This is a genomic window from Micromonospora sp. NPDC047738 (assembly GCF_040642675.1).
Lineage (GTDB): Bacteria > Actinomycetota > Actinomycetes > Mycobacteriales > Micromonosporaceae > Micromonospora.
The window spans coordinates 143,079-163,297 of the sequence record NZ_JBEYSO010000016.1 but is presented as its reverse complement, the minus strand read 5'-3'; the positions used below and the strand labels follow the sequence as shown (position 1 = coordinate 163,297).

20 protein-coding genes are annotated in these 20,219 nt (G+C 70.9%); 9 read left to right on the top strand and 11 right to left on the bottom strand.

What is annotated here, in order from left to right; translation table 11 throughout:
* The first annotated feature begins 81 nt into the window (after positions 1-81).
* Positions 82-321 carry a transposase gene (locus ABZ783_RS23795; protein WP_357441844.1) on the top strand — a complete coding sequence of 80 codons (240 nt, stop codon included), beginning with the start codon at positions 82-84 and terminating at the stop codon, positions 319-321.
* Between the two features lie 42 nt (positions 322-363).
* Here ABZ783_RS23795 and ABZ783_RS23790 read toward each other — a convergent pair whose 3' ends face one another.
* The gene (locus ABZ783_RS23790) at positions 364-945 is read right to left on the bottom strand and encodes a sigma-70 family RNA polymerase sigma factor (protein ID WP_357441835.1); all 582 of its coding nucleotides are present in this window, start codon (positions 943-945) and stop codon (positions 364-366) included.
* A 349-nt stretch (positions 946-1,294) separates the two neighbouring features.
* Here ABZ783_RS23790 and ABZ783_RS23785 point away from each other — a divergent pair, with 349 nt between their 5' ends.
* Together ABZ783_RS23785 and ABZ783_RS23780 are read left to right on the top strand one after the other, a co-directional pair.
* On the top strand, positions 1,295-2,020 hold the full coding sequence (locus tag ABZ783_RS23785; RefSeq protein WP_357441832.1) for a YcnI family protein: 726 nt from the start codon (positions 1,295-1,297) through the stop codon (positions 2,018-2,020).
* Between the two features lie 598 nt (positions 2,021-2,618).
* Positions 2,619-2,894, top strand: coding sequence for a CPCC family cysteine-rich protein (locus ABZ783_RS23780; RefSeq protein WP_357441830.1), 276 nt, complete (start codon positions 2,619-2,621; stop codon positions 2,892-2,894).
* A gap of 348 nt (positions 2,895-3,242) precedes the next feature.
* Here the strand turns inward: ABZ783_RS23780 and ABZ783_RS23775 are convergent, their stop codons facing one another.
* Positions 3,243-4,034, bottom strand: a complete 792-nt coding sequence (locus ABZ783_RS23775) for a DUF427 domain-containing protein (protein ID WP_357441829.1) — start codon at positions 4,032-4,034, stop codon at positions 3,243-3,245.
* Positions 4,035-4,198: 164 nt separating this feature from the next.
* On the opposite strand from ABZ783_RS23775, the gene ABZ783_RS23770 reads away from it, so the two are divergent.
* Entirely contained in the window at positions 4,199-4,732 is a 534-nt protein-coding gene (locus ABZ783_RS23770) for a DUF4188 domain-containing protein (RefSeq protein WP_357441827.1), read from the top strand.
* Positions 4,733-5,218: 486 nt separating this feature from the next.
* Here the strand turns inward: ABZ783_RS23770 and ABZ783_RS23765 are convergent, their stop codons facing one another.
* Positions 5,219-6,910 carry an MFS transporter gene (locus tag ABZ783_RS23765; RefSeq protein WP_357441825.1) on the bottom strand — a complete coding sequence of 564 codons (1,692 nt, stop codon included), beginning with the start codon at positions 6,908-6,910 and terminating at the stop codon, positions 5,219-5,221.
* A 209-nt stretch (positions 6,911-7,119) separates the two neighbouring features.
* Here ABZ783_RS23765 and ABZ783_RS23760 point away from each other — a divergent pair, with 209 nt between their 5' ends.
* A complete protein-coding gene (locus tag ABZ783_RS23760) occupies positions 7,120-8,583 on the top strand; it encodes an aldehyde dehydrogenase family protein (protein ID WP_357441823.1) in 1,464 nt (487 codons plus the stop codon).
* A gap of 267 nt (positions 8,584-8,850) precedes the next feature.
* Positions 8,851-9,312: a hypothetical protein gene (locus ABZ783_RS23755; protein WP_357441821.1), complete on the top strand. Its 462-nt coding sequence runs from the start codon at positions 8,851-8,853 to the stop codon at positions 9,310-9,312.
* Positions 9,313-9,328: 16 nt separating this feature from the next.
* Here the strand turns inward: ABZ783_RS23755 and ABZ783_RS23750 are convergent, their stop codons facing one another.
* Entirely contained in the window at positions 9,329-10,465 is a 1,137-nt protein-coding gene (locus ABZ783_RS23750) for an acyl-CoA dehydrogenase family protein (RefSeq protein ID WP_357441819.1), read from the bottom strand.
* 185 nt (positions 10,466-10,650) lie between these two features.
* Between ABZ783_RS23750 and ABZ783_RS23745 the strand changes: the two genes are divergently transcribed.
* On the top strand, positions 10,651-11,739 hold the full coding sequence (locus ABZ783_RS23745; protein WP_357441817.1) for a methyltransferase domain-containing protein: 1,089 nt from the start codon (positions 10,651-10,653) through the stop codon (positions 11,737-11,739).
* 193 nt (positions 11,740-11,932) lie between these two features.
* On the opposite strand, the gene ABZ783_RS23740 is transcribed toward ABZ783_RS23745, so the two are convergent.
* The 4 genes from ABZ783_RS23740 to ABZ783_RS23725 all read right to left on the bottom strand — a co-directional run bounded on the left by ABZ783_RS23740 (position 11,933) and on the right by ABZ783_RS23725 (position 15,443).
* Positions 11,933-12,220, bottom strand: coding sequence for a phosphopantetheine-binding protein (locus tag ABZ783_RS23740; protein ID WP_357441815.1), 288 nt, complete (start codon positions 12,218-12,220; stop codon positions 11,933-11,935).
* A 46-nt stretch (positions 12,221-12,266) separates the two neighbouring features.
* Positions 12,267-12,881 (bottom strand): NAD(P)H-dependent oxidoreductase, encoded by a 615-nt coding sequence (locus ABZ783_RS23735; RefSeq protein WP_357441813.1) that lies wholly within the window; start codon positions 12,879-12,881, stop codon positions 12,267-12,269.
* Positions 12,878-13,978 (bottom strand): LLM class flavin-dependent oxidoreductase, encoded by a 1,101-nt coding sequence (locus tag ABZ783_RS23730; RefSeq protein ID WP_357441812.1) that lies wholly within the window; start codon positions 13,976-13,978, stop codon positions 12,878-12,880. The genes ABZ783_RS23735 and ABZ783_RS23730 overlap by 4 nt, the downstream gene beginning before the upstream one ends.
* A 163-nt stretch (positions 13,979-14,141) precedes the next feature.
* Complete coding sequence (locus ABZ783_RS23725) at positions 14,142-15,443, bottom strand: condensation domain-containing protein (protein WP_357441810.1); 1,302 nt, start codon at positions 15,441-15,443, stop codon at positions 14,142-14,144.
* Between the two features lie 58 nt (positions 15,444-15,501).
* Here ABZ783_RS23725 and ABZ783_RS23720 point away from each other — a divergent pair, with 58 nt between their 5' ends.
* Together ABZ783_RS23720 and ABZ783_RS23715 are read left to right on the top strand one after the other, a co-directional pair.
* On the top strand, positions 15,502-16,458 hold the full coding sequence (locus ABZ783_RS23720) for a ferritin-like domain-containing protein (protein ID WP_357441808.1): 957 nt from the start codon (positions 15,502-15,504) through the stop codon (positions 16,456-16,458).
* Positions 16,451-17,482, top strand: coding sequence for a methyltransferase (locus tag ABZ783_RS23715; protein ID WP_357441807.1), 1,032 nt, complete (start codon positions 16,451-16,453; stop codon positions 17,480-17,482). Before ABZ783_RS23720 ends, ABZ783_RS23715 begins: the two co-directional genes overlap by 8 nt.
* Positions 17,483-17,599: 117 nt before the next feature.
* Here ABZ783_RS23715 and ABZ783_RS23710 read toward each other — a convergent pair whose 3' ends face one another.
* The 3 genes from ABZ783_RS23710 to ABZ783_RS23700 form a co-directional block, all read right to left on the bottom strand.
* Positions 17,600-18,805 (bottom strand): cytochrome P450, encoded by a 1,206-nt coding sequence (locus ABZ783_RS23710; protein WP_357441805.1) that lies wholly within the window; start codon positions 18,803-18,805, stop codon positions 17,600-17,602.
* 63 nt (positions 18,806-18,868) lie between these two features.
* Complete coding sequence (locus tag ABZ783_RS23705) at positions 18,869-19,294, bottom strand: VOC family protein (RefSeq protein ID WP_357441803.1); 426 nt, start codon at positions 19,292-19,294, stop codon at positions 18,869-18,871.
* A gap of 43 nt (positions 19,295-19,337) precedes the next feature.
* Positions 19,338-20,066 carry a 4'-phosphopantetheinyl transferase superfamily protein gene (locus ABZ783_RS23700; RefSeq protein ID WP_357441801.1) on the bottom strand — a complete coding sequence of 243 codons (729 nt, stop codon included), beginning with the start codon at positions 20,064-20,066 and terminating at the stop codon, positions 19,338-19,340.
* Positions 20,067-20,219: the final 153 nt, after the last annotated feature.

Here is a 20,219-nt window from a genome sequence, read left to right as displayed (position 1 = left end):
GACGGGCATCCGCGACCGGGTACGGCTGCGCAAGCCCCAACGGGTCACGCTGCACTCGTGGGCGTTCCAGCAACTCGGCGCATGCCTCACTTACACAAAGCTCGCCGGGCGGGTGTACCGCTGGTCCAGGTCGACCCGCGGTACACCTCCCAGACCTGCGCAGAATGCGGTCAGCGGGACAAACGGAACCGACCCGACCAGGAAACCTTCCACTGTCGGTCGTGCGGGGTCGTTGCCCACGCCGACCACAATGCGGCCCTCAACATTGCTGCACGCGGTGTCGAGGACTGGGGCGCAGTCAATCGCCCGCACGCGGCCTAACCTCGCAACCAGCGAGGGCGAGTGACCCGCAAGCCCGCCCATTCATGGGCGGGTAGTTGACCCCGCAGCGTCGCCCGGTGTCCGCCGCCGCCTGAGCGGCTGGGTGTTCATCGCGGCGACGAGGTCCTCGCGAGCCCGGGCCACCCGGGAGCGGATCGTGCCGACCGGACAACCGCACACCTCCGCCGCCTCGGCATACGACAGGCCCAGGACCTGCGTGGCCACGAACGCCTCCCGCCGGTCCGCAGGCAACGCCGCGATCAGGCGCTCCAACACCACCTGCCGATCAAAACCACTGCGCGAGGCATCGGGGATGTCGTAGGAGTCCGACATCGGCACCGTACGGAGCCGAGCCGACGCCGCACGGACGTGGTCAACAGCGACCCGCCGCGCGATACCGAGCAACCAGGTCAGCGCGGACGAGCGCGCCGCGAACGACGGCAGCGACCGCATCGCCCGCAGATACGTCTCCTGCGCCAGATCATCGGCCTCCGCTGGAGAGATCAGCGCGGCAAGGAAGCGACGCACAGGGTGCTGAGTCGCGCCGATGAACCGGGCCGCCGCGTCCCGGTCACCACGGCCCGCGGCGAGCGCCCACGCGGTGATGTCCGCGTCGTCAGTCACCCTGATACCTCCGTGTCCGGATCCACGAACGCGGCCGCCCGCCTGCCAGAACGACGACCTGTAGTAGTCCCGTGCCAGAGTACGGCACCGGCGGGTACGGGCGACCCGCCGCTGGAATCCGGCTAACGGCGGTGAGTTCTACGACCTTGCGGTCGACTGCGGGGGCACCTTCCGAAGACGGACGGAAGCCAACCGTCCTCCGTCGGGGATCTGCGGGAACTTGAGCGCCCTCGGATACGACCAACAGAGGCGGTGGCCGTGGGGTCGCCTCGTGCGGGTCGCTGGTCGGCTGGCGCGGATATGTGGATCAAGGAGTCTGTTGATGCGTGCACGATCGGTGGGCAGGCTGATGGCCGCAGCCGTGGCCGGAGCGCTTGCCGCCGCAACCATAGGAGTCGGCGTGGCGTCTGCGCACGTCACCGTCAATCCCCGCGAGGCGACCCAGGGCGGCTACGCCAAACTCGCTTTCCGGGTGCCGAACGAGCGGGACAACGCCAGCACGACCAAGCTGGAAGTCGCCTTGCCGACCGATTCGCCGGTGGCGTCGGTGTCGGTCCGGCCGATGGCCGGATGGACGGTGCAGGTCGACAAGACCACGCTCGCGAAGCCGATCGAGATGCACGGCAGCCAGGTGACCGAGGCGCCGTCGAAGATCACGTGGACTGCCCAGGGCGAGGCGAACGCGATCAAGCCGGGCCAGTTCCAGGAGTTCGAGATCTCCGCCGGTCCGCTGCCCGAAACCGACACGATGATCTTCAAGGCCCTGCAGACCTACTCCAACGGCGAGATCGTGCGCTGGATCGAGGAACCCAGCACCGACGGCTCCGAGGTCGAACACCCGGCCCCCGTCCTCAAGCTCGCCAAGGCCCCGGCCAAGGATGCAGCCGCCACGCCTGCGGCCGGCTCGAACAACATCGCCACCGTCCGCACCAGCGACACCACCAACACCGACGACGGCCGCACCACGTTGGCCCTCACGGCCGGCATCGCCGGACTGATCGCCGGCCTCGCTGGACTGGCCTTCGGGCTGTTGGCCTGGCGGCGTCGACCCGCCACCCCCTCTGCGGCGGACTGACCCCGTCTTGGTGGCCTCGGCTGCCGACCAACGGCGGCCGATGTCGGCTTGAGAAGCATCGAGGCCCAAAGATGCGGGATGCAACGAATGCGTGGCCCCCGCGCAAAACAAACGGATGCCACGTGCGGGCATCCAAGGCGACAGGGGCGGGACAAACCCACCCCCTCCAGCCCTCCGGGTTCCCGTCCCTGTCGCCGACCAACGAAGGCCCTGAACCGAACCGCAGACCTGGCCAGCAGCGGGAACGCGCCCGTGATACGCCGATGAGGCTGGGCCAGGTCCGGCTGGCCGCGCTGCTCGGCGCGGCTCTGAGAGCACTCCCGGCTGGCCCGCAGTGCTCCGCGGCGGTCCGTTGCCGTACGCGCTCGCCGCTCCCGATGCGCCAACGCGCCGCGCGCTGCGCCGCCAGCCTCACCACGCTCTCGGCCCATACCTGCTCGCCGCTGCCCTCCTCTCGACGGTGAGGTCTGACGGACTTCGGGCGGGGAGCGGGCAGTCGCCGCAGTTGCTGCAGGAACACGTAGGTTACGTGTGGACGAGTTCAGAGCGGTCAACGAAGGGACCGGCTACACCGTGGCGTGAGTCAGGCGAGGCGAGGATGCCTATTGGTCAATGTCATGGAAGGCTTGCCGACGTGATTCAACAATCCCTCGACCGCTGTCCCTGCTGCGCATACCGGACTGGGTGTACGACCTGCCCGGTCTGCTTCTGGACCGATGACGGACAGCGGGATGCGGACGCCGGCACGGTGGCCGGCGGCCCCAACGGTGATATCAGCCTGAGCGACGCCCAGCTCAACTTCGCCATCTACGGGGCCAGCCACCCACGGTACGTGGACGTGGTACGGCCGCCCCGCAGCGATGAGCTGCCATAGCTTCTCCCGCGCCTCGTCTAGGTCACCGTCGGCGAGTTCCTTCTCGACCTCACGCAGCCGCTTGCCCAGCTCGTCGCCGGCGTCTCGGGATATCTGCCGCTCCCGCACAAGCCAGTCGATCGTGGCCTGCATGCCGGCGATCAGCTCAGCCGGACGTGCGGGGCGGCCCGCAGATGGCCTGGGCGACGGCGACCGAGATGGCAACGCGGACGGGGAGGCGGGAGCTTCCTTTGTCACCGCAACATCGACAGCCTGTCCGGGGGCACTCGCTGGGCGCGGCGATCGTCGGTGCCGACGTCGTCCGCCGCTTCGATCCGCACCGGCCGCCGGAGCCGGTGGAGATCGCCTTCAGCCCCGTATCCGTGCGCTTACCGTCGGACTCACCGGCTCGCCGTCCACCAGTATCGTCACCCGATCCTGGTAGAACGCGGTCAGCCCGGCGATGTTGGCCACGCCGGGCAGTGGGTCGGGGTAGTACCACCCGATGTCGCGCCCGTCGCGCCCGGGTAGGTCGCCCAGCGACCAGTATGAGGCGACCCCCTTGTAGGGGCAGCGGGTGTGATGGTCGGAGGGTAGCAGCAGATCCTGGACCAGGTCGTCGGCCGGGATGTAGTAGCGGGTGGGCAGGCCGGTCTCGAACAGCAGCACCGGACGGTGGGTGTCGGCGAGCACGACGCCGTCATGTTCGACCACCACATGCCGTGAACTCGGCAGCGAGTCGACGCGAGAGAACGGATCACGTGGGTGCACGAAGATCTGCTCGTCTTCCTCGTACCACCGCTCGATGCCCTGGCCGAACCACTCCCGCCAGGCGAGGCACACTGTCTCGGCAAAGATGTCGCCAGGGTAGGTCCACGCGGCGTTGGGCAGGGTCAGCCCGGCGACGGCCAGATCGTAAAATCTGCTGCCGGCCCGGCTGCCCGGCTCCGGCGGCCGCGCGGCGGGCCGCAGCGTTCCACCGGTCACGTCGGTCAGCGCGAAGGCGTAGAACGGCACGGGCAGCCCGGGCTCCCAGACCAGCAGCGGTCGCCGGCTGTCCACGACGGTGACCTCGCCGATGCTGCCGCGGACCCACCGCTCGCTGCGGTGGTAGGTGAGCCGGTCGTTCGGCGGGGCGAAACGCGGTGCGGGCCTGAGCATGGCCACCCCCTCGACAACACGCGGCTTTCCACGTGTTCCACAGTCAAAGCTTGTGTTTTCGACTCTCTACTGCTGTCCTGAAATCCTACATACGACTGCCGCCCAGCGGCACCCAGCGAGGGGAGCGATCCGGTATGGGCGATGAGCCGAAGCAGCGACCGCGGATGACCGCGGAGATCGAAGGTGACTTCGCCGTCTTCATCACCGGCATGCGGATCAATCGATACTGGAAGATCCACCAGTGGTACCCGAACTTCCGCGACATGCGCAAGATCCTGATGGCGCTCTTCAGCGACCCTGAGTACGGCGCGTTGTGCGCCCACCACGCCTGGACTCGCCGCGGGCCGATCCTGATCGGATACTTCCGCAGCGTCGAGCAGTTGGAACGATTCGCCAACGACCCGCAGCAGCCGCATGCCGAGGTCTGGGCACGATACTTCAAGCGGATGAAGAACAACGGCGACGTCGGAGTCTGGCACGAGACCTTCGTGGTCAGGTCCGGCGAGTACGAGGCTGTATACGACTACATGCCGTCGCCCACCGGTTTGGCGATGGGCACGTCTCACGTGCCGGTCGAGCGCCGCGGCGACCTCGCCGTGCAGCGCCGCGCCACCGGTGCCCGGCTCGCGAAACAGAAGGCGGCCGCCCAGACGGCTGTGGAGGAAAAGGCTGCCGCGGGCCGCGTGGACACGGAGTGAGATCGTCGTGCGGCTGGCGCGCGGCGTTCCGGATCGGCCCGCCGCACCGCGACCTCATCCCGCCTGGGTACCACCCTCGTTACCTTTTTGATCGTCCTCAGCCGGGCACCCCGCTGTCGCCCGGCCCGGTATGACTTGACTGCCCCTGTCGTACGAATGATCAGGGGGGTGTTGTCGCCGGGTCGGGTGGCGCCGGCGGACCGCTGACAGGGATCCGGTCGGCACCGGCGCCGGCGCAAACTCACCTCGATCGCGGTCAAGAACGCGCCCCCGTATGGGCGCGACGCTGGTCGCGGCGATCCTGGCCGCCCTCGACGAGCAGACCGTTACCGTCCCCCGCAGGCAGGCAGGCAGGCAGGCAGGCAGGCAGGCAGGCCGAGCCGATCGTGCCCCGCCTCGCCGACAGCCTCCGCCAGGTGCCCGGAGGCCTGTCGGGTCCGCAGCCACGGCTGGCGGCGGACCCGACTCGGGCACTGGGCAGGCGACTCAACCCTGCTGCTGGACGCGGCGGGGAAGCAGGAAGCTGGCGGCGATGGCCAGCGTGAACACCAGGATCTGGAAGCCAAGCGCCCGTTCGGTGGTCTGCTGGTAGGCGGTTCGGTTGGCCAGGAACTGCAGCTTGTCGTGCAGGTCAGCGACGCCCGGGTCAGCGGCCCCGGACTGGGCCGACACGGCGCGGCACGGGTCCAGATCGGCAATCGGGTTGGCGACCTCGATCCGCCCGCTGAAGCAGGCCCGGGCGTTGCCGGCGGCGGCGTCGACGTTCGCCACCGGCAGACCTCGGGCGGTCAGCTCCTCCTTGACCGTGGCGCGGAGGTCGTCGCCGACGGCGGGGGACTGGGCACCCAGGACGAGGAAGAAGACCATGCTGCTCAGGGCGATGCCGATGGCCGCACCCATCTGCTGCACGGTGTTGAACACCCCGGAGGCGGCGCCTGCGCTGTCCAACGGCACGTCGTTGAGGGTGTAGGTGAGCAGCGGGGCGAAGGTCATGCCCATGCCCGCGCCGCCGAGGATGAGCCCGGGGGCCAGCGCCCACGGGGAGGCGGTGTCGAAGCGGTGGATCACGGTGATCAGGATGACCATCGCCGCGATCAGCATGACCAGGCCGAGTTGAAGGCCGAGCCGTCCGAGCTTCGGGGTGATGCGGCGCGCGGAGATGGCGGTGAACAGGGGGACGGCGAAGCCCCACAGCACGCCGATCAGGCCGGCCTTGATCACCGAGAAGCCCTGCCCGAACTGCAGGTAGAGGGTGTTGACCAGGAAGAACGGCATGACGCCGCTCATAAACAACAGGGAGACGGCGAGGCCGCCGCGGAAGGAGCGGTGGGAGAACAGTGACATCGGAATGAGCGGCGACACTGTTCGGCGTCGCTGCACCGCCACCAGCGCGGCGAAGGCGAGCACCGAGGCGGCCAGGCTGACGAAGGTCCACGCCGGCCAGCCCTGCTCCGGACCCTGGATGAGCGGGAACACCAGCAACAGCATGCCGAGACCCACCAGGACGGCGCCCTTGACGTCCAGCCGCTGGGCGGACTCCCCTCGGGACTCGGGCACCAGCTTCGCGGTGATCAGCAGACAAGCCACGGCGATGGGGAGGTTCACCAGAAAGATCGTGCGCCAGGTGAGACCACCGACGTTGGAGGCGGTGAGCAGGGCGCCCACGACGGGACCGCCCACCGTGCCGACGGCGAAGACAACGCTCAGTGCGGAGAACGCGCGTCCCCGATCATTGGGCGGGTACATGACCTGGAGGATCGACAGCACCTGCGGGACCATGAGCGCACCCATGCCGCCCTGCACGAAACGGGCCACGATCATCTGTTCGGGAGCTGCCGCGATCCCCGCGACGAGCGAGGCGGCGGCGAACCCGGTCATGCCGATGATGAAGATGCGTTTGCGGCCGTAGATGTCGCCGAGACGGCCACCGGTCACCAGCATGGTGGCGAAGGCGAGGGTGTAACCGCCCACCATCCACTGCATGTTGGCGCTGGAGGCGCCAATGTCCTCCTGGATGGTCGGTAGGGCTACGTTGACGATCACGATGTCGAGCAGGTCGAGCAGCAGGCCGACCAGAACGGCGAAGAGCGCGATGGTCCGCGCTCGACCGGCAATCGGACGTGGCTCCGCAGGGGTCTCTGCAGGGCTGGGGGATGGTCGCGTCCTCGGTCGTGTCATTCGCCGTACCTTCCATGATCGCTTCTCGGATCGTTGACCGGCCGGGGCGACCAGCGCGGACACCTCTGCCGCCTCGGCTGCTGGGAAACAGGCTATCTACGCTGTGTAGCAGTGTCCATCAAAGACGCCTCTAGTGTCCTACGAGGTTTCGATGGGATTCTTGAGAGACACGCACGACCGGTGGGAAGCCTCGACGTGAGGAGCGCGCGATGGGAATGACTCAACCGGCCACCCATCTCTTGCCCGAGCCGGCGCTGTGGATCGGCGGGGAGCGGGTGGTGGAGTCGTCTGGCGGGCGGGCGGAACACGTCTACGCCGCGACGGGGCGGCCGACGACGGAGGTGGTGCTCGCCGGCCCGGCCGAAGTCGACCAGGCCGTGGCGCTGGCCCGAGAGAGCCTGCCGCAGTGGCGGGACAGCTCGGCCGAGGTCCGGCGCGACGCGCTGCTGCGGCTGGCCGACCTGCTGCTCGTCCACGCCGAGTCCCTCGCCGCGCTGCAGAGCCTGGAGATCGGCCTGCCGACGCAGCTGGCGCGGCGGCTGCCGGCGCTGGCGGCTGACCACCTGCGGTACTACGCCGGGTGGTGCGACAAGGTCGGCGGCGAGGTGGTGCCCACCTGGCCCGGGCGCAGCCTCGACTACACCCTCGACGAGCCGTACGGCGTGGTGGCCGGCATCATCCCGTGGAACGGTTCGCTGATGTCGATGGCGCAACTGCTCGGCCCGGCGCTGGCGGCCGGCAACGCCGTCGTGGTCAAGCCGTCGGAGTTGGCGCCCTTCGTCGGCGTGCGGTTCGCCGAGATCGCGGTGGAGGCGGGTGTGCCGCAGGGTGTGGTGGTGGTCGTGCCCGGCGGGCCGCCGGCCGGGGCGGCCCTGGCGGGACACCCTGGCGTCGACAAGGTGCACTTCACCGGCAGTGCGGCGACCGGCCGGCAGGTGCTCGCCGAGGCGGCTCGGAACCTGACGCCGGTGGCGTTGGAGCTGGGCGGCAAGTCCCCGCACGTCATCTTCGAAGACGCCGACGTCCGGTCGGCGGCGCGGTACGCGATGAGCGGCGTGGTGGCCTTGTCGGGGCAGGGCTGCGCCAACGGCACCCGGCTGCTGGTGCATTCCGCCGTCCGCAAGCAGGTCCTCCAGACGCTGACCTCACGGTTGCGTCGCGTCCGGGTGGGCGATCCGGCCGACGAGACGACCGTGATGGGTCCCGTGGTGTCCCGGCAGGCGTGCGACCGCATCCTCGGCGTGGTCGACCGGGCCCGCGAGGCCGGCGCGCAGCTGCTGACGGGCGGCGGGCGCTGCGGTGGGGACCTCGCTGACGGCTTCTTCGTGGAGCCCACCGTCTTCGCCGACGTCGACTGCGACGCCGAACTCGCCCAGGAGGAGGTCTTCGGGCCGGTGCTGGCGGTGTCGAGCTTCGACACCGAGGAGGAGGCGGTGCGGCTGGCCAACGCCACCCGATACGGCCTGGGCGCCTATCTGCACACCAACGACCTGCGCCGCGCCCACCGGGTCAGCCGGGCCGTCGCGGCCGGCAGCGTATGGGTGAACGGGGCGCCGGGCCTGATGCCGTCGGCCCCGTTCGGCGGGGTGAAACAGAGCGGTTCCGCGCGCATCGGCGGCCTCGCCGGTCTGCGCGAGTTCCTCCGGCCGAAGAACGTGTGGATACCAGTCTGAACGCAGCCACAGGTAGGGTGATCTTGGTAACACGAGAAGTGTCTTTCGGGGCCTGGTCTGCGTGGTGGTGACACACAACGTGGTCTTTCGATAACCATCAGCGTTGATGGGCGTGTGTGGCGTCACCAGCCGTTATGATGACCTCACCCTGACCTGACGGGTGACCTTCTGATCACGTCCGGAACGACTAAGTGAACGTGCGGAAACGTATGACAGTGTCTTAGTGTCTTGCGGGCGCCGGATGCTGAGTAGGGAGAGGGCGGAAACATGGCTCAGTACATCGTCACGATCACACCGGTGCTTGGTGAGCAAGGCGCGGGAGAGGAGTCCTCCCGCACCACCATGCGCGTATTCGCCGAGGACGGCCAGGTCTACATCAAGGAGTTGACCGTCCGCGTCGCCGAGGACGTCAAGCTCGCTGCCGCCGACCTGCTCCAGGTCGACCTCGACCTGCTGATGCAGGCGTTCGCCGCCAAGCGTCCCGCGGCCGCCGCCGCGCCGGCCGAGAGCCTGGACACCGCCAGGCCCTACCGTATCGCCGCGCCGAGCCGGGCCACCAAGCCAGACCGCGCCTACCGGCGTATGCCGGACCCGAGCGAACTCAAGGACATCTACCTCAAGAACCGCACCGTCACCGGGGTCGCCAAACACTACGACGTGCCCACCCACACCGCGCAGGGGTGGATCACCCGCCTGCGACGCAAGGGTGTCATCCCCAGCGTCAAGTGACGACGCGGCCCACGAGTCACAGCGGGCCGCCGTCACCCCCCTCACCCACCAGGTGTGCGCCGAAGGCGACGTACGAGTTGCGGCTGGCCACGAAGTGCTGGCGGGCAGTGTTGACATCCCGCAGCCGCCGGGACAGGGGAGAAGAGTCGTACACCGCTGTCCCGCCAGCCAACTCGAAGGCCGCGTCGGTCGCCCTGACCGCCAGAGCGGTCGCCTGCGCGGCAGCCGCACGCACCTGCGCTCGCCGCAGCGCCGCGTCCGGGCCCGCGTACCCACCCCACTCATCGCGGCCCTGGTCGTAGAGCAGCGCCCGACCCGCCTGCACCACCATCCGCGCCTCGCCCAGCCGCTCCTGGAAGGCGGCTGAGGCCGCCAGCCGCTTCGCGCTCAGCGCCGGCCGCTTGCCGCCCGCCGCCAGCTCGACGACGTCCCGCAGGGCCGCCTCGGCGACGCCCAGCGCCGCCGCCGCGATGATGAGGCTGGACTGCGCGATGCTCATCGCCGCCCGCTCCGCTGTCGCCGACCCGGGCACCAGCTCCACGGCCCGCTCCGTCGGGCAGAAGCCGCCGGAGACGGCGAGGTCGTGGCTACCCGTGCCGCGTAGGCCGAGGGTGTGCCAGGTATCGACCACCGTGACGTCTGCGGCGGGCAGCAGCATGATCCGGGTGGCGGGCCGGTCCCCGTCCAACGCCACCGCGCGCCCCCGCACCAGGACACAGTTGAGGTACACCCAGGCGGCGCGCTCGCAGCCGGTGACGAACGGCCACTGACCGGAGATCCGCCACCCGCCGTCGACCTCGGTGGCCCGGCCCTTCGGGGCCACCGCGCCGGCGGCGTAGACGTCCGGGCCGTCGGCGAAGATCGCCGCGACGGTCGCCGCCGGCGCGCACCCGATGATGAGCTGGGACAGGGCAACCTGGCCGACCATCCAGGCCACCGACCCGTCCGCCGTGCCCAGCGTCTCGACGACCCGCAGCGTGTCCGGCACGCTCAGGCCGGTGCCGCCGTGCTCCACGGGCGCGAGCATGCGCAGGCAACCCGCCGCGCGCAGCCCGTCGAGCAGCTGCTCCGGAAGCCCCCGCACCCGCTCGACCTCGTCGGCGTGCTTGACGATCTCCGGAAGGAGATCACGGACCATTTGCAGAGTCGTCATGCCGATCCTCGCCCTCCGGTCTGGCGTGCCGGTCCGAATACCGGGCCGCGCCCGCTCGATCCACCCAGGCGCCCCGGAACGACCGATGACCATCGTACTGTCTGCCTGTATCGTCGCAACAGACACGAGACTGTTGTGTGTAGACACTCTGAAAAGCACAGCCGAACCGGCTGGGGAGGTACCTCATGACGGCGTCTGACGCGCAGACACACGTGTTCGCGATGAGAATGTGGAAGTCTCTTCTCGCCACCCAGGAGCTGCTGTCGGCGTACCTGGGGGTCAAGCTCGGCCTGTACGAGGCGCTGGCCACCGCGCCGGGACCGCTGCGCCCGGACGAGCTGGCCCATGCCGCCGGCGTCGCCCCCCGCTACGCCAGAGAGTGGCTGGAACAGCAGGCCGTCTGCGGCATCGTCGAGACCGACGACGCCCGGCTGCCGGCCGAGCGGCGAGCGTACCGGCTGCCCGCCGGGCACGCCGCCGTCCTGACGGTCTCGGACGACCCGATGTCCCTGGCCTCCCTCGCCGTGCTGCCCCTCGGGGGTGTCGCCGCCGCCCTGCCGGACCTCCTGGCGGCCTACCGCAGCGGTGCGGGCGTGCCCGACGACGTGTTCGGCGTGGACTGGCGCGACGGCCACTCCGGCGCCAACCGGGCCCTGTTCGCCCACCAGCTCGCTGGCTGGATCGCCGAGCAACTGCCCGACGTGCACGCCCGGCTCGACGCGCCCGGGCAGCGCATCGCCGACGTCGCCTGCGGGACCGGCTGGTCGAGCATCGCGCTGGCCCGGGCGTACCCGCGTGCCGAGGTGACCGGCCTGGACCTCGACGGGGCCGCCCTGCGGCAGGCCGAGCGGCACGCCGCCGAGGCGGGCGTCGCAGATCGGGTCCGCTTCGCCCGTCGCGACGCCGCCGACCCCCAGCTGGCGGGCGAGTACCACCTCGTGTGCCTCTTCGACGCGCTGCACGAGGTGTCCCAACCGGTCGCCGTGCTCCAGGCGTGCCGGCAGTTGCGCGCCGCCGGCGGCGCCGTGCTCGTGATGGACGCCAAGGTCGCGCCGGCCTTCACGGCCCCCGGCGACGACGTGGAGCGGTTCCAGTACGGCACGAGCGTGCTGCACTGCCTGCCCGCGAGCCGCACCGGGGAAGATTCGACGGGCACTGGCACGGTGTTGCGTCCCGGGATGGTGCGCGAGTTGGCGGTCAAGGCCGGCTTCTCGGGAATGACCGTCCTCGCCGTCAACGACCGCTTCCACCGGCTCTATCGACTGACGGGTTGAACGGCACCAGGCCGGCCGGGGTGACCAGCAGGCCGCCGCGTTCGTCGCGCAGGCGCGCACGGGAGGGGCACTCGTTCGGCCGCGGGAGTCCGCTGGGGACGAGGTGGTGCTGCCCCGACGGCCGGATGCGGACCCGCACGTCAAGTGGTGTGGGAGGGGTCCGGGGCGACCCGGACCCTGCCCCGATACGTGCTCAGGCCCCGTCGCGCTCCGCGAGCCGCTGGACCACCAGGTCCTGCACGGCGCCGACCGTGGTGATCTTGCGTGCGGTGTCCTCGTCGATGGGGTCGAGGTCGAACTCGTCCTCGATGGCGAACGCCACCTCCATCAGGGCCAGGGAGTGGTAGCCCAGGTCCTTGATGAGGTGGGAGTCCGCGGTCGCCTCCACGCTGTCCTTCGGCGCCATGTCGGAGATGATCGCCGCCACGGTAGCGCGGATCTCCTCCTCGGTACGGCGGGCGGGAGCGGTCTGCTCGGTCATGGTCGATCTCCTCCGTGCTGCTGGCGTGACGGTTGGGTGGGGACGCTCAGGAGGCCCGAGCGCCGGTCAGCGGGTGGGAAACGAGCGGCGGAGCACTTTGGTGCTGGTGGCGCACCACCGCCCCGAGCGCGGGCGCCCAGCGGCGCGACCACCCCGCGACGACCTCTGGCACGTCCTCGAACTCCTCCTCGAGGATCGACAGGCAGGGAACCGGCGCGGTCGCGCCGAGCTCCGTCAGCAGCGGGCGCAGGTACTGGTCCCCGGCACCGCGGTGCTTGGCCCAGCCGGCGGTCATCGCCCCGACGGCGACGCAGTCGGCCAGCCCGTCCATCGGGAGCATGTCCAGGAACAGCTTCAGCAGGCCGGTGTAGGTGCCCTTGAATGTCGGGCTGACCACCATCAGCAGGCCGGCCCGGCGGACCAGGCCCAGGGACCGCTCTATCTCCGGCCCCAACGGCACGCTGCGGCTGGCGCGCAGCGGCAGCGCGGCACCGACGTCGGCGAGGTCGACGATGTCCGGTCGGGCGAGCTCGACGCCCTGCGCGGCGAGGGCTGGCGACAGTTCCTCCATCAGCCGGATGGCGATCCCGCCGGTACGGGAGCCCTTGCGAGGGCTGCCCACCAGCAGCGTCGTCTGCACCAGCGCGCTCCGGTCCCTCACGACGCCTCCAGCCCGAGCAGCCCCCGGCGCCGCAGCAGCGGCAGCACGCCCTCGGCGAAGTTGTACGCCTCCTCCAGGTGGGGCTGCCCGGAGAGGATGAGATGGTTCATGCCCAGCGTGTGGTACTCCTCGATCCGCTCGGCCACCTGCTCGTGGCTGCCGACCAGTGCGGCGCCGGCGCCCGGGCGGACCAGGCCGTAGCCGGCCCACACGTTCGGGTACACCTCCAGGTCGTCGACCCGGCCGCCATGCAGGGCGGCCATCCGGCGTTGCCCCTCCGAGTCGGTGCGGCGGAACCGCCGCTGGGCGTCGGCGATCCGGCTGGCGTCCATGCCGTCGAGCAGCCGGCGGGTCACCGCCCACGCCTCCTGCGCGGTGTCCCGGCTGATGACGTGGAACCGGGTGCCGAACTCGACGCTGCGGCCCCGGGCAGCGGCCAGCTCGGCGACCCGGCCGGTGAGAGTGGCCAGCCCGTCCGGTCGCTCGCCCCACGCCAGGTAGACGTCGGCGTGGGCGGCGGCCACCCGCTGCGCCGCCGCCGAGGAGCCGCCCAGCAGGATCGTCGGCCGTACGTCGTGTGGCCGGGTCAGCATCCCGGCCTTGATCTGGTAGTGGTCGCCGTGGAAGTCGAACGGCTCGCCGTGCCAGGCGCGGTGAAAGACGTCGAGGAACTCCTCGGTGCGGGCGTAGCGCTCGTCGTGGTCGAGCCAGTCGCCGTAGCGCCGCTGCTCGTCGGCGTCCCCGCCGGTGACGATGTTGAGCATCAGCCGGCCGCCGGAGAGCCGCTGGAACGTCGCGGCCGACTGGGCGCACACCATCGGCGGTAGCGCGCTGGGCCGGCAGGCGATCATGAAGTGCATGCTGCGGGTCTGCTGCGACAGCGCCGTGGACAGCAGCCAGGGGTCCTCGCAGAACAGGCCGGTCGGCACCAGCGCGCCGGCGAAGCCGAGCCCGTCGACGGCCCGGGCGACCTGGCTGAGATAGTTCAGCTCCGGCTCCCGCCGGATGTTCCTGGTCCCGTCCGCTCCGTCCGCGCTCTTGGCCACCTCCCGGCCGTCGCCGTGCAGTGGCAGGAACCAGTGCAGTCGCAGCGTCATCAACGGTCCCTTCCGCCTCGGGCCGGCCGACCGGCCCCGGATTGACCTGCTATCCCGGTGAGCACTTGCCTTTCCTGCTATCCACGTGCATTTACGAGTATGTGTTGAGAGGTTCTCAGGATGCCTGTGACGCTGTCAATACCGTTGGCGTTGCCGCGACCCGTCACCGCCCGGGCGACGCCAGCGCCATGTCCGGACGGCGCGCCGCCGCCGCCGCGACATCCAGGTAGCCGGCCAGGAAGTCCTGCCCGAGCGCCGGGTCGGCCCAACCCCCGGCGCGGAACAGCACGGCCTGCACCCGGTGCTCGCCCACCGGGGCCAGGGCCAGCTCGAACGGGAAGCGGCTGCCGATCTCCGTGGGAACCACCAGCTCGAAGCGCGCGCCGCCGCCGGTCAGGTCATGCCGCAGAGGCGACATCACGTTGAACATCACGTCGTCGGCCCGCCCGCCGCCGGTGTCGACGAGGCCGGTCGGCAGCAGATGAAAGGGCAGGTCCTGGTACGCGAACGCGCTGATCACCGCGACGTGCACGTGGCGTACCAGGTCCGTGAAGCTGCGTTGACGGGCGACCTGGGCGCGCAGCAGCACCATGCCGGCGAGCAGGCCGACGGTGTCGCGTACCTCGGGCCGGGACCGGTTGGCAAACATCGACGCTACCGCCAGGTCGGGCTGGCCGGTCAGGCGGTGCAGCTGGGCGTGGAAGGCCGCGAGCAGCACCGTGAACATGGTCGTCTTCTCCCGCCTCGCCAGCTCCCGCAGCCCGGCCACGGTCGCGGCCGGCAGCTCCGCCGCGACTGATCGGGTCGCCGCCGTGGCGGCGCCGGTGGCGTCCGCGGCCGGATAGAGCGCGTCGAGCCGGGGAATCTGGCTGCCCTCGAGCTGGCGTCGCCAGTACCGCTGATACCGGGCGAGCTGGTCCGAGGCCAGCAGCTCCTGCTGCGCCTGCGCGAAGCGGGCCATCTGCCAGCCCACCGGCGTGGGGACGCTGGCCCCGCCGCAGGCGGCGTCGTAGCAGGCAACCAGGTCGCGCAGCAGGATGCCGGTGGACCACGCGTCGGTGACGAGGTGGTGCAGGTTGAGGCAGAACAGGTGCTCTCGCGGGCCGACCCGCCAGACGCTCGCCCGCGCCGGCCACTGCCCGGGGTCGATCGGCGTCTGGAGCTCCCGGGCCAGCGCCGCGTCCGGCGACTCGCCCGCTGCCGTCGCGTCGGCCCAGACCAGCGGCTGCGGGCGCGGGGCGTGCACGCGCTGCACGAGGCGTGCGCCGCGGCCGTGGAAGGTCGTCCGCAGCGACTCGTGCCGGACCACGAGCTGGCCCACCGCGGCCTGTAACGCCCGCTCGTCCAGGCGCCCCACGATGCGGCAGACGACCGGGCAGTTCAGCGCGCCGAAGTCCGACCGGTAGTGCTTGATCATCCACAGCAGCCGCTGGGAGACCGAGGCGGGTGTTTCGAGTGCTTCCACAACGGCAGGATAGTCTTTCCATTGGCTTTGCGCGTATGGCGAACTAGTCTTTGCTGCTATGAGCGAGTTGGTAGTGCGCTCGACCCAGGACGCGCGGCTCAACTGGAACTACGAACCCTCGGACTCCCGCACCGGCTTGCTCTACCAGCGTGCCAAGCAGGCGCAGTGGAGCGTCGACGAAATCGACTGGCTCCTCGACGTGCCCTTCGGGGCGCCGCTGCCCGACGACTCCGCCTTCGCCATGGCCGCGTTCGCCGCGTCCCCGCTGGCCCGGCGGGGCCGGCCAGCCTGGGACGAGTTCCGCTGGGAACTCCAGGTGTGGATGGTCAGCCAGTTCCTGCACGGCGAGCAGGCGGCCATGGTCGTCGCCGCCCGGTTGGTGGAGATCGTCACCGGACTGGAAAGCAAGCTGTACGCGGCGACTCAGGCGGTGGACGAGGCACGCCATGTGGAGGTCTTCTCCCGCTACCTGAGGGAGAAGATCGAGCGGCCGTACCCGATCTCCGAGCCGCTGGCGCTGCTGCTGTCCGACATCCTCGAGGACAACCGCTGGGACGTCATCTCGCTGGGCATGCAGATCATGGTCGAGGCGCTGGCGATGGCCGCGTTTCGGTTGGCACACAGCACCTTCCACGACCCGCTGATCAAGCGGATCACCGGCCTCGTGGCGAGGGACGAGGCCCGACACGTGTCGTTCGGCGTGCTGTCGCTGCGCGGCCTGTACGACGAGATGACCTCTCGCGAGCGGGCCGAGCGGGAGGAGCTGGTGCTGGAGGCCGCCGCCCTGATCCGCCGCCGGTTCCTGCTCGGTGACATCTGGGAACGCATGGAGATCCCGATGGCCGAGGGGCTCGACTTCGCCGCCCGCAACGAGCTGATGGTCGCCTACCGGCAGGCCATCTTCTCCCGGGTAGGCCGGGCGCTGGACCAGATCGGGCTGATGACCCCTCGGGTGCGGGACGGGCTCGCCCGGCTGGATCTGATCCAATTCGTGGAGGGTAGGCGCGGTGGTTGAGCGAACGGGCGTCCGGCAGCGGCCGCCGATGGACCTGTCGTCGCTGATGCGGCTGGCGGAGCTGGCCGATGTCATCGTGCCGATGACCGTGCGGGCGGTCAGCGACCTGGGGATCGCCGACCTGCTCATCGACGGGCCACGGCCGGTGGCCGAGCTCGCCGCCGCGGTCGGTGCGCACGAGCGGTCGCTGTGCCGGGCGCTGCGGGCGCTGGCGGCCAAGGGCATCTTCACGGAGCCGGAGCCGGAGGTGTTCGCCCTGACGCCCCTGGCCCAGCCGCTGCGTAGCGACCACCCGCTGTCGGTGCGCGCCGTCTACACGCTGCTCGCCTCCGACGTGCAGGCATGGGCGATGCTGCCGCACAGCCTGCGCACCGGCGAGGCCGCCTTCGACCGGGCGCACGGCACGGACTACTGGAGCCACCTGGCCGGGAACCCGGACGAAAGCCGGCGGGTGGACCGCTGGATGCACGCCGTCACCCGGCTGCACCTGCGTACCGTGCTGCCCTGCCACCCGTGGGGGGAGCTGTCCCACGTGGTCGACGTCGGCGGCGGTGACGGCGGCTTCCTCGCCGGCCTGCTCGGACGGTACCCCGCGATGCGCGGCACATTGCTGGACCTGCCGCACGTCGTCGCGGCGGCCGACCGGGTCCTGACCGAGGCGGGGGTGCGCGACCGGTGCGCGATCGTCCCCGGCAGCTTCTTCGACCCGCTGCCCGCCGACGCGGACGCGTACCTGCTCAAGACGGTGCTGCCCGGGTTCGGCGACGACCAGGTGGTGGCGGTGCTCCGCCGGGTCCGGGAGGCGATGCGGTCGGACAGTCGGCTGCTGCTGCTGGAGGCCGTCCTGCCCGCCGGGGACACCTACGACGTAGCCAAGCTGTATGACGTGCACACGCTGGTGCTCACCGGCGGCACCCACCGCACGGCCGAGGAAACCGAGGCCCTGCTCGGCCGTGCCGGGCTGCGGCTGGACACCGTCCGGCCGACGGCCACGCTGACCATCCTCGCCGCCACGCCGGCCTGATCCGACCCCCGCCGGGCGGCCCGAGGGCCGTACGCGGGCTCGACCGCCCACCGATGTCGGCCCGGCCGCGCCCGCGCGGCCCGGCCGACCGGGGGCCGCGGCGGGCCGCCACCGGCGTCAGGCGGGCCGGACGGCCAGCGGCACGTGGGCGAAGGCGCGGAACGGCGTGTCGCTCTCCCGAACCAGGTCGCCGGCCTGCTCGACCGAGCGGGTACGACGCAGCACCCAGTCGAAGACGACCTGCGCCTCCGTGCGGGCCAGGAACGCGCCCAGGCACAAGTGCCCGCCGCCGCCGAAGGTGACGTGCGGGTTCGGGCTGCGGGTGACGTCCAGCCTGTCGGGAAGGCGGAAGACCGCCTCGTCGTGGTTCGCCGAGCCCAGCATCAGCACCAGCACCCGTCCGGCCCGCACGGTGCGCGACCCGATCCGCACCGGCTCCCGGACCAGCCGGGCGGTGCCCTGGATGGGCGCCTCGAAGCGGAGGAACTCCTCCACCGCGCCGGGCACCAGGCCGGGGTCGGCGCGCAGGAGGGCGAACTGGTCCGGCGCCCGCAGCAGCGCGGCGAACCCGTTGGTGATGAGGTGGACGGTCGTCTCGAAGCCGGCGAAGAACGAGAAGACGGTGTTGTCCACGATCTCGTCGTGGGTCAGCCGGTCCCCGTCGTTCTCGGTCCGCAACAGCGTCGACAGCAGGTCGTCCCCGGGCGCCGCGCGGCGCTCGTCGAGCAGGCCGCCGATGTACTTGCGCAGCCACTCCACGGACTCGTGCGCCGCGCCCCGGGCGGCCTCGGGAACGATGGCGCTGAACGCCCGCCCGAGCCGCATGGCGTGCTGCCGGACGTCGTCGTGGGCCTCGGGCGGGATGCCCATCAACGTGGACACCACCAGCACCGGCAGCGGGTACGCCAGGTCGCGCACCACGTCGCAGGTGCCGGTCTCCAGCGCCGGGGTCAGGAGCTGGTCCACGGTCTGCTCGATGTAGCCGCGCATCCGCCGCACCACGGCCGGGGTGAAGGCGCCGCTCATCAGCCGCCGGAGCCGGACGTGGTCAGGCGGGTCGCGGTAGAGCATGATGCGCTGGAAAAAGTGGCTGGCCGGTCCCTCGCCCACCGACAGGTGGTGGTAGGCCTCGGGGAACTCGCTGCCGAGGCGGGGGTCGCGCTGCAACGCCACGACGTCGGCGTGCCGGGTGACGCCCCAGCTGCCGGGGCCGAACCGGCACAGCGGTCCGGCCTCGCGCAGCCGCGCATAGGTCGGATAGGGATCGTGCAGGACAGCGGGGTCGAGCGCGTCGAACCTGGGCGGCAGACCGGAGGCATCCATGCCTGCCAGTCTTGGCCCGGACCCGCTGCCCGGGCAAGTGTTTACGCGTGTTTGCCGGAAACCCTATGCCGACGCTTCGCGGGGCAGGTAGCTGCCGAAGCTCCAGACATGACCCTCGAGGTCGTACACCCCGTAGTCGCGGGAGCCGTACGAGGTGTCATGCAGCTCGTAGACCAGCTTGGCGCCGGCCTGCACCGACCGCTCGTAGTGCTTGTCGACGTCCGTCGCGTCGCCGACGCAGATGTAGACGCCGCCGCTGGTCGCGGGCAGCTCGCGTGGGCTGACCATGCCCAGCGAGTCGTTCGGGCCGCCGCCGCCGAGCTGGATCGTGGCGTTACCCCAGCTCAGCTCGGCGTGCACCACCTTGCCGTCGACCTCGGTGACGTCGAAACGCTCCAGGCCGAACGCGTTGACGAGCCAGTCAACGGCAGCCGTCGGATCCTGGTAGCGCAGGAAGGGGATGACCGGAGAGAACGAACGTTCCGACATGAAGCCTCTTCTCGTATGGAGTCAATCCGTCCGGTGTGGTTCATCATAGGTGACTCGCCTCTGCGCGAGGGTCAACATCACGCTCGACAACCGACAGTGGCCGGCCGAGCGTGGCCAGCGCGCCGCGGTAGTCGTCGCCGACGGCCAGGTCCCGCAGGTGCACGCTGATGTGCGGCGGCGGCCGGTCTGCCCAGCTCAGCAGGCGCGCGGGGGCATCCGGGGCACTGACGGTCAGGTCGGCCGGCGACGGCACGAGGCCGTCCCCGGTCGCCTTGAGGATGGCTTCCTTACGGGACCAGTACCGGATGAACGCGGCGAGTCGCCGCGGCTGCGGCAGGCCGGCCAGCACCCGACGCTCGGCGGGGGAGAGCGCCGAGACCGGGATCCGGCCACCACGCAGGGCCACCCGCTCGATGTCGACGCCGCAGACCGTGTCGCGGGCGATCGCCACCACGATCCGCTCGGCCGAGTGCGACACCGACACGTGCAGCACGCCCGCACCGGTGTGCACCTCCAGCCGGCCGTGCGGGCCGGCGCAGTGCCGGCACGTCGAGGAGAAGACGACCTCGCGCGGCGTTGTGCCGGCGTGCCGGGCGGCCAGCAGCCGCGCCGCGACGCGGCCCGCCACGAAGCGGGTGCGGGCAGCGTCGTGGCCCAGCCGCCGCGCCCGCGCGCGTTCGGCGTCGTCAAGCAGGGCGTGCAGCGGCTCGGGGACCGGCCCGGCGGGGCACCGCCACACCAGGCACTCGCCGCTGCCGAGCCGCTCGCCCACGCCGCTCCTCCGCCCGCCGCCCCGTCGCCTTTCCCCTCGCCTGTCGGACGAGTCTTTCCGAGTATCATCGACTGTCTCTAGACCCAAGTCATGAGTCGCTGATAGCTTAGCGCCAGCCGACCGGAGACGTGGTAGAGGCTGACTGAGGAGACG

What these genes read in the sequence shown, in the direction of transcription:
- ABZ783_RS23795 (WP_357441844.1), top strand. Translation starts at nt 82, where the DNA reads ATGCCTCACTTACACAAAGCTCGCCGGGCGGGTGTACCGCTGGTCCAG.
- ABZ783_RS23785 (WP_357441832.1), top strand. Translation starts at nt 1,295, where the DNA reads ATGGCCGCAGCCGTGGCCGGAGCGCTTGCCGCCGCAACCATAGGAGTC.
- ABZ783_RS23780 (WP_357441830.1), top strand. Translation starts at nt 2,619, where the DNA reads ATGCCTATTGGTCAATGTCATGGAAGGCTTGCCGACGTGATTCAACAA.
- ABZ783_RS23775 (WP_357441829.1), bottom strand. Translation starts at nt 4,034, where the DNA reads ATGCTCAGGCCCGCACCGCGTTTCGCCCCGCCGAACGACCGGCTCACC.
- ABZ783_RS23770 (WP_357441827.1), top strand. Translation starts at nt 4,199, where the DNA reads ATGACCGCGGAGATCGAAGGTGACTTCGCCGTCTTCATCACCGGCATG.
- ABZ783_RS23765 (WP_357441825.1), bottom strand. Translation starts at nt 6,910, where the DNA reads ATGACACGACCGAGGACGCGACCATCCCCCAGCCCTGCAGAGACCCCT.
- ABZ783_RS23760 (WP_357441823.1), top strand. Translation starts at nt 7,120, where the DNA reads ATGGGAATGACTCAACCGGCCACCCATCTCTTGCCCGAGCCGGCGCTG.
- ABZ783_RS23755 (WP_357441821.1), top strand. Translation starts at nt 8,851, where the DNA reads ATGGCTCAGTACATCGTCACGATCACACCGGTGCTTGGTGAGCAAGGC.
- ABZ783_RS23750 (WP_357441819.1), bottom strand. Translation starts at nt 10,465, where the DNA reads ATGACGACTCTGCAAATGGTCCGTGATCTCCTTCCGGAGATCGTCAAG.
- ABZ783_RS23745 (WP_357441817.1), top strand. Translation starts at nt 10,651, where the DNA reads ATGACGGCGTCTGACGCGCAGACACACGTGTTCGCGATGAGAATGTGG.
- ABZ783_RS23740 (WP_357441815.1), bottom strand. Translation starts at nt 12,220, where the DNA reads ATGACCGAGCAGACCGCTCCCGCCCGCCGTACCGAGGAGGAGATCCGC.
- ABZ783_RS23730 (WP_357441812.1), bottom strand. Translation starts at nt 13,978, where the DNA reads ATGACGCTGCGACTGCACTGGTTCCTGCCACTGCACGGCGACGGCCGG.
- ABZ783_RS23720 (WP_357441808.1), top strand. Translation starts at nt 15,502, where the DNA reads ATGAGCGAGTTGGTAGTGCGCTCGACCCAGGACGCGCGGCTCAACTGG.
- ABZ783_RS23710 (WP_357441805.1), bottom strand. Translation starts at nt 18,805, where the DNA reads ATGGATGCCTCCGGTCTGCCGCCCAGGTTCGACGCGCTCGACCCCGCT.
- ABZ783_RS23705 (WP_357441803.1), bottom strand. Translation starts at nt 19,294, where the DNA reads ATGTCGGAACGTTCGTTCTCTCCGGTCATCCCCTTCCTGCGCTACCAG.